Raw genomic sequence first — 7677 nt, 5'->3', positions numbered from 1 at the left:
TGTGAACAGATGGGGGAGCATTTCCTTCAAGGCCGGATTAAGTTCTTCGAGAACTTCGCCGGAAGGAAGACCCCAACTGGCATGCCACATTGCTTTATGTCCAGCAGCACAACGGCTACGAAAGATCTGTTCCGGAATAGTGTTACCAGTTACTAATCCAGTCATCCAATCACAATGTTCTACCCAAGCATAAGCAGCATCCTTTATAGCGACGTTTGTGTTGATAATATGTAAAACCTTTGACCATACCCATTCTGATGAATAAGTACCACCTTCATAAAGTAAATAATCAAGGTTACGTTTATTAATCAGTGCGTTGATTTGCTCAGCTTCTCGAACAGCTGTATGATCTTTCCAAAGAATAAACATAGCATCCGGTTCTTCTGCAAACTCGGGACATAAAGCTAATGGCATTCCTGCCCTATCAGTTAAAGCAGGAGTACTACCAGTTGTGTCAAAACATAATCCACAAATAGAAGCAATCTCTTCTTCCTTCAAATCAGATAAGGCTATATGTACAGCCTCTGTCATGGATTCAATATAATCCAATGGATGTTGGCGATAGCGATTGTTGTGTGCATCGCAGTAAAGCCCCGCTTTCCAACGGGGGTAAAAACTTACCCCCGTAGCCATTTCACGGCCAGTATATGTATCCACTACCAGTGCACGACAAGAATCCGTACCAAAATCAAGACCAATAACGTATTTCTTGTTTGATTCCATAGTTTAAAGCATTATTTGGTTGTTAACTCTTGTTTTCTTGCAATGAAGAACCCATAATAGGCAATCACTGCAAAAGCAACGGCCGGTACAGCATATGCAGCCATAATACTACCTGTCTGGTCGGAGACAATACCCTGAATTTGGGTCAGAACGGCAGCACCGGCAATAGCCATTACCATGAATGAACCGCCGATTTTAGTATCATCCCCCAAACCTGTAAGACCAAAACCATAAATGGTCGGGAACATCAATGACATACATCCGGAAATACCCATCAGGCAATAGACGCCGAAACTGCCCTTGCCGAACATGGCACCCAAACAACACATTACAGCAAGAAGCGCAAGTCCTATCAAGAGTTTATAAGCTTTCACATATTTCATCATGGCAGTACATACGAATCTCATTACTACAAAGAGAATAAGTGACATGATATAGTAAGTAGCTGCAGCCTGTTCTGCTGTACGTGGCAGCAAATCATTCAATCCAAGCCATTCACAACAATTATAGAATGCGGCAGCTACCGGTTCCACTCCCCGTAATGCATTTACAACAGCATCTGCAGAAGCAGAATCTCCTAAAGAAGCCAATACACCGTCAAAATTCAGCTGTACCATAGCATAACGGATCACGAATGACCATACGGCTATCTGTGCACCAATATTGAAAAATTGTGCTATTACACCCCATACATAATTCTTATTCTTTATAAGACGACGAAGAGTGGCACCAAACTCTATTTTTTCACCTTTTTCACTAAGATTAGGCATTTTGGTAAGCCGGATGGCAAGCAAGAGCACCAACATCACCAGACCAAGTACCACATAAGCAGTAGTAACAGCATTCAATTCCTGCCCCTGGATGGCGGCCAGTTCCTCAGCCGGAAGTTGGGCACGCTCTGTCGCCGTCATTCCATTCAGTTGTGAGAGGATGAAAATCTGACTGATCACCACTCCCGTAATCGCTCCGAACGGATTGAAGGCCTGAGACAGATTCAAACGGCGTGTCGCGGTACTTTCAGGACCGATTGCCAATACATAAGAATTAGTAGACGTCTCCAGAACTGAAAGTCCGGCAAAGAGAACAAAGATTGCCAGCAGATACATAAAGAAGCTGAAATCAACATTCACTCCCGAGCTAAGCATGGCAGGATAGAACAGTAAAGCCCCAAATGCATATAGACCAAGCCCCAGCATCACGCCTGATTTATAAGTGTATTTCTTGATAAACAAGGCACCGGGAACAGCACAACATCCATATCCCAACAAATAGCACACTACCTGTATCCAGGCTGTTTTTGAATCACTCATACTCATGATGCGCTTGAAAGCTGCAAGCATGGTATCTGTCAGATTATTCGGCACAGCCCAGGCAAAGAAAAGAGTAGTGAGCAGAATGAATGGGAAGAGGATTCCTTTCGGTATTATTTTATTTGATTCCATACGAATTCTCCATTATATAGTTACCCTATTGAAACTTTGTTTTTATTACATTCAAATCTGCTCCAAATAAATCTTGCACGATAGGAACCAATTGTTCATCCTTACCCTGTATATGAATCACCTTTTGCGTATGGACCAATGAGGCACCGGGAGCCAGCTCCGCACCAGGAGAAGACGTTTCAATTTCATAGAAAGGTCCCATTATAGAACCGTCTTCTACCGGACCGTCATTATAAGAGTTGATTACATCGCCGGCAAACGGATCTTCCTGAGGTCCCCATTGGCCATTTACGTAGACTGAAGGAGTTTCGGGAAGACTACACCACAGGATTGTGAGTACGCCTTTCGATGAATCATAACTTCCGCAAATATCCGTTGCCCGTGAAGCCGGCAATCCCAGCTTGGAACGATAGAGCCCGTCAATCTTGAAATAGATAATACCATTTTCCTTTATCAGCCTATCCGCCGGTATCTTACCGAAATATTCATCATTCACAATTGTTCCTTCCGCATCTTGCTTATAAGGAATGAATACAGTAGTGGTCGGTGTAGGATTAAAACAGCCGAGCATCCACACAGATACAAGACCACCCTCTTTTGTCCATGCCTTGTCACCTGTATTGGTAATCTTATTCTCGCTCTTGTAAGCTACAATTTTCATATCATTTGTAAGCTGGATATTAAAATCGGCAGCCACTTCACCGGCATCCATCAACGATACAGTACGGTCAATATTCATATCAAAAGTAGTACCGGAAGCATTTGTCAAACGAGTATCTTTCACAAAACGGATACTACTGTTGTCTTGCGACTTTATGTCAAAAGCTTCAGTATCAAGTACCGGAGGAACTATCCAATTATCATAAACCTGCTCTTGTCCTTCCTTAAAATAAAGTGAGAACGGACCACCTTCCGGACCAAGCCAGAAGCGTTCCTCACCTCCTACCGGATTAAATTGAGAACTGACTTTGCCTTCATTTATGAAACGATAATTAATCCAGCCGTAACTATCACCTTCATCGCCGGAAGCAGAAGTAGTCATTACACGGCCTTGCCATGCAGGAATAACCATCACTTTAGAATTCCCATCAGCAGATACCAATTCAGTATATTCAATGCCGTGGTCCTTTAAGAACTGGGCATCATAAGCATAACTTCCCATCTTGATTTCTTTTTGTCCGCCGCATGATACAAGTATTGCAGTTGCACCTACCAGCAGAGTGTTTTTCAGTTTGGTTGATTTCAACATAACGCCTGTTTCCTTTATTTATAGAGAGGTCCATAATTCTTGCAAGCTCTATAGTCACTGCCTTCCATATCCTCGCCAAAAGCAGTCCATGCACTGGGACGGAAAATATTTTCCTCAGAAACATTGTGCATGCATACCGGGATACGAAGCATGGAAGCCAGAGTAATCAAGTCAGCACCGATATGGCCATAACTGATAGCGCCATGGTTAGCCCCCCAGTTATTCATAACGGTATATACATCACGGAAATATCCCTTACCTGTCAGACGTGGAGCGAAGAAAGTGGAAGGCCATGTACGGTCAGTACGTTCATTGATGGCCTTGAAGACATCCTTATCCAAGTTTACTGTCCAGCCTTCGGCAATCTGTAATACCGGACCTTGACCTTTTACGAGATTCAGACGGCACATTGTTACCGGCATTTCACCACGGGTCAGGAACTGGGAAGAATAACCACCGCCACGCATATATTCGCGACTGGCCGGATGCCACTTGGTCGCAGAAAGACAAGCTTCCACTTCCTCTTCCGTAATTTCCCAGAAAGGCTTCATTACCGGTTTATTGTCACGTGTCTGGCAGCCTGTCCCATCAAGCGTACAGGAGCCTGAGTTGATCAGGTGAATGAAACCGTTTGCCGCCTTACCTTCCAATTTCTTACCCGTTACCCGTTCTATGGCATTCGGACTCCAATAAGTACGCACATCCGCAAATATCTGTGCAGTATTGGTCAATAGATGATTGAAGAGCATTGAAGTACAATTCAGCGTATCATTTTCCGTAGCGAAAGTAAACGCTTCACGGATACCGTTCCAATCGAAAGAAGTATTCAGTATAGCTTCTGAAAAATCACCGTCAGGCTTATAATCCGTCCACTGGCGCTGTCCCTGGAAACCCGCGGCAATCGCATTGTGTCCCATTGACTCTTCCTTGAACCCCATTTCAGCCAATTTCGGATTGCCAATCATCATATCACGGAAAATAAGGGTCATTTTTACCACATATTCCCAACGGGCATCTTTCTCTTCACGGGAATATACTAGATGTTCCGGATTAAAGTCTGTCCCTTCATTACTCTTGCAATACTTTTCTGTCCATGCCATGGCACGTGCGAACTCTTCATGGTCATAAATGCCCAGCTGAACACGACGTTCTATCTCACTGGCATCCACATACTCATTACGCATGCCCAAATACTCCTGGAAGAAATCAGGATTGGGAATAGAGCCTGCAATGCCCATGGATACACTGCCGATTGAAAGATAGGATTTCCCCTTCATTGTAGCCACAGCTATACCTGCACGGGCAAAACGCAACAATTTTTCCTGTACATCTTCCGGTATCTCCATATTGGTCACCTCCTGTACATCACGTCCGTAAATGCCAAAAGTAGGCAATCCCTTCTGTGTATGGCTTGCCAATGCTGAAGCCAGGTAAACCGCACCCGGACGTTCTGTACCATTAAAGCCCCAGATGGCTTTTGGCATTTCTCCGTCCATATCAATAGTTTCGAATCCATAACACCAGCAAGGAGTTACAGAAAGTACAACACCGACTCCACTATTACGGAATTTTTCAGCCGCCATGGCAGCTTCAGCCACTCCACCAATAGTTGTATCTGCAATGACGCACTCTACGGAAGTGCCGTCACTATGACGTAAGACAGAAGAATAAAGCTCGGCCACTTTATGGGCCATGGCCATAGTCATATCCTCCAATGACTCACGGATACCTCCACGACGACCGTCAATAATAGGTCTGATACCAATTTTCGGCTTTCCACCGATTAATCTTGAATTTCTCATGGTTCAACTGATTTTATTGAGATTAATATAAAAATTAACTAAATCGATTAAGCTATCATGTAAAAAAAACAGCTCTCCTAAGGAGCCATTTCAATAAATTCTCCCTCGGCAAGCACAGACTGCACTGTATTACCGTTAATAATGATATCTATCAGTATTTCAAGTGCTTTCTGTACTAAAACATCTATAGGCTGCTGAATATAGGATATAGGGGCATCAAAAAAGTCAAATACCGGATTACCGTCAAAACCCACTAAACCTATTTTACCAATAATTCCCTCTCCCATGTCCTTTATTGTATATAAACAAGCCAATGAAATCATGTTGGTGGCAAAAAGAAAAGCGTCTACACCGCCATCAATCATTTTAGGCAACAAACGGTCTGCGGACTTTCTGGGAGCATCCTGCCTCAAAAAGACCACGTTAGCCAAGTTTCTCTTACCGGCTTCATCCATAGCCTTTTTATAACCACGGATACGCTCTTTCATATGGATAAGGTTGACATCATAAGCCACCATACAAGGAGCGTTATAGCCTGCATTCAAAAGATGTTTGGTTGATATATAGGAAGCATTGAAGTTATTCAACGCCACATAGCTGACATTGATTTCCGGAAAATAGCGGTCGAACAAAACAATAGGGATATTATTGTTCACAAGTGAAGCGATGGATTTCTCAGAATTGTCACAAGGAACAATGATGAGTCCATCTACCCCTTTATTAATAAGGTTACTAACAACACGGGTCATCTTATCCTTATCCTCATCTGAACTTCCAAAAAGTACGGTATATCCCCGTTTGGTTGCCTCATCTTCCAATACACGCGCTAATTGAGAGAAAAATGGGTTGGAAATATCAGAAACCACTAATCCTATTGTTTTTGTTTTGCCACTACGAAGACTTTTGGCCGCAAGATTAGGCTGGTAGTTCATTTCATTGGCAATTTTCAATATGCGTTGGGCAGTTTCTTCTCCCACGCGATACTCTTTCTTTTTCCCATTCAAAACGAACGAAACCAATGCTGTTGAAACGCCTGCAGCTTCAGCAATATCCTTCAGCGATATTTTTTTTAGTGACGACATATATTTGTGTAACGTTTTTGCTATATAATAGTATTATACTTTTAGGTTACCTCTTGAATCAGTAGCACTTATCGTATTCTCACGATGCAAATATAAACATAAAAATTAAATCTGCAAATTATTTTGCTAATTCGTTATAACATTTTTATATTTGCAGTATCAAATCATGCTAAAAACGATATGAACTACCATAAACGACACATAAAAATTAATTTTAAACTTTTAAAATCATGAAAACCAAGATTCTATTTACACTTTTATTCTTTGCATGCAGAATACACTACCTTTATGGACAGACTAACCTACAAATAGCTCCGGAAACTTTAGCAACTCCGGAAAAAAATGGAATATGGTTACAACCTGCTCAAAATACAAAAGCACAACCCATTTGGGGATTTGCAAATGGTATCCGAATAGGAATTGCTCCATTAGGAGGTCCACGTGGGCTAATTCGTATCTATACACCTTATTTAGAACATGATGAATTTGTTGTTACCAATTTCATTGCTTTTGAACCAATTGATAAAGCAAAAAATAATAGGGGGCTCTCAGAATTGGAATGGAGTCAACTTGATAATGTTCGTGGAAAACGTTTTTGGAGTGGGAATACTCCTGAAGCTCCCTCATTCCCAAATCAATATTATCCAGCTCACGGAGTAATAGCAAAGGAAAATGGAGTTGAAACACTTACTGTGTATTTCTTTTGTGAAACTTTTGATAATGGTGCGGATATTTATGTCCGGACTAAATTCACAGAAGGAAAGCCTTATGAGTTTGAATTAACTACGTATACCACGGAAGAATCAGATGAGCTAAATCGTTTTATACTCACAGCTACTATGGGAAACAAAGCAAGACTTAGGACATTACATCTCGCAGATGGTAAAACGAAAGAAGCCGGCCAATTATGGCCGAGCTATAAAGATTCTAATTTCACAGAACATAACCATACTCCAGTGGCAGAAATGATAAAAGATAAAAATGGAGGTGTATGGTTTATAGCGTCACCTGATGAGAAAGACCCTACAAAAGCTGTATATGCTGAAGATACACATACACATTGGAAATATACTGGTAAAAAAGCAACGCAATATTGGTATTGTTCCAATCCAAGTAATGAGTTAGAAGGAGTTGTGATTGGTCGTTATTCTTATTGGGCAAGTAAATCTCCGATACCTGGTGGTATCGCTTATGAGAACTTTGAACTGACTGAACCATTTCAGTCTGGTCAAAGCTATATTTTTGGTATCACACCTCTTTCACCGGAAGAATTAATAAACCACATTATGAAATAAGAACGGACTGTCTTATCCTGATATAGGTAGACACATTTACAAACTAATAAATGTGTTACTATTATGACTTCAAAACGAAAGCTT

Annotated in this window: 5 protein-coding genes and 1 pseudogene; 1 reads left to right on the top strand and 5 read right to left on the bottom strand. The window is 41.7% G+C overall.

The annotated features are described in order from the left end of the window. The 5 genes and pseudogenes from ABUA47_RS21335 to ABUA47_RS21315 form a co-directional block, all read right to left on the bottom strand. Positions 1-723: pseudogene (locus ABUA47_RS21335) on the bottom strand (ribulokinase); the annotation flags it as partial. 11 nt (positions 724-734) lie between these two features. Then, the gene (fucP, locus tag ABUA47_RS21330; protein WP_009037507.1) at positions 735-2165 is read right to left on the bottom strand and encodes an L-fucose:H+ symporter permease; all 1431 of its coding nucleotides are present in this window, start codon (positions 2163-2165) and stop codon (positions 735-737) included. Positions 2166-2190: 25 nt separating this feature from the next. Then, a complete protein-coding gene (locus ABUA47_RS21325) occupies positions 2191-3414 on the bottom strand; it encodes a DUF6786 family protein (RefSeq protein WP_008662244.1) in 1224 nt (407 codons plus the stop codon). A gap of 14 nt (positions 3415-3428) precedes the next feature. Further along, on the bottom strand, positions 3429-5216 hold the full coding sequence (locus ABUA47_RS21320) for an L-fucose isomerase (protein WP_349824538.1): 1788 nt from the start codon (positions 5214-5216) through the stop codon (positions 3429-3431). A 77-nt stretch (positions 5217-5293) separates the two neighbouring features. Continuing rightward, positions 5294-6298, bottom strand: coding sequence for a LacI family DNA-binding transcriptional regulator (locus tag ABUA47_RS21315; RefSeq protein WP_005824684.1), 1005 nt, complete (start codon positions 6296-6298; stop codon positions 5294-5296). A 230-nt stretch (positions 6299-6528) separates the two neighbouring features. Between ABUA47_RS21315 and ABUA47_RS21310 the strand changes: the two genes are divergently transcribed. Next, positions 6529-7593, top strand: coding sequence for a hypothetical protein (locus tag ABUA47_RS21310; RefSeq protein WP_349832015.1), 1065 nt, complete (start codon positions 6529-6531; stop codon positions 7591-7593). Positions 7594-7677 lie beyond the last annotated feature (84 nt).

The sequence above is a fragment of the Bacteroides sp. RTP31139st1_H2_RTP31139_211217 genome, from assembly GCF_040227615.1.
Classification (GTDB): domain Bacteria; phylum Bacteroidota; class Bacteroidia; order Bacteroidales; family Bacteroidaceae; genus Bacteroides; species Bacteroides uniformis.
The sequence above is the reverse complement of the archived record's forward strand: the minus strand, read 5'-3'. Positions and strand labels throughout refer to the sequence as shown.

What these genes read in the sequence shown, in the direction of transcription:
- fucP (WP_009037507.1), bottom strand. Translation starts at nt 2,165, where the DNA reads ATGGAATCAAATAAAATAATACCGAAAGGAATCCTCTTCCCATTCATT.
- ABUA47_RS21325 (WP_008662244.1), bottom strand. Translation starts at nt 3,414, where the DNA reads ATGTTGAAATCAACCAAACTGAAAAACACTCTGCTGGTAGGTGCAACT.
- ABUA47_RS21320 (WP_349824538.1), bottom strand. Translation starts at nt 5,216, where the DNA reads ATGAGAAATTCAAGATTAATCGGTGGAAAGCCGAAAATTGGTATCAGA.
- ABUA47_RS21315 (WP_005824684.1), bottom strand. Translation starts at nt 6,298, where the DNA reads ATGTCGTCACTAAAAAAAATATCGCTGAAGGATATTGCTGAAGCTGCA.
- ABUA47_RS21310 (WP_349832015.1), top strand. Translation starts at nt 6,529, where the DNA reads ATGAAAACCAAGATTCTATTTACACTTTTATTCTTTGCATGCAGAATA.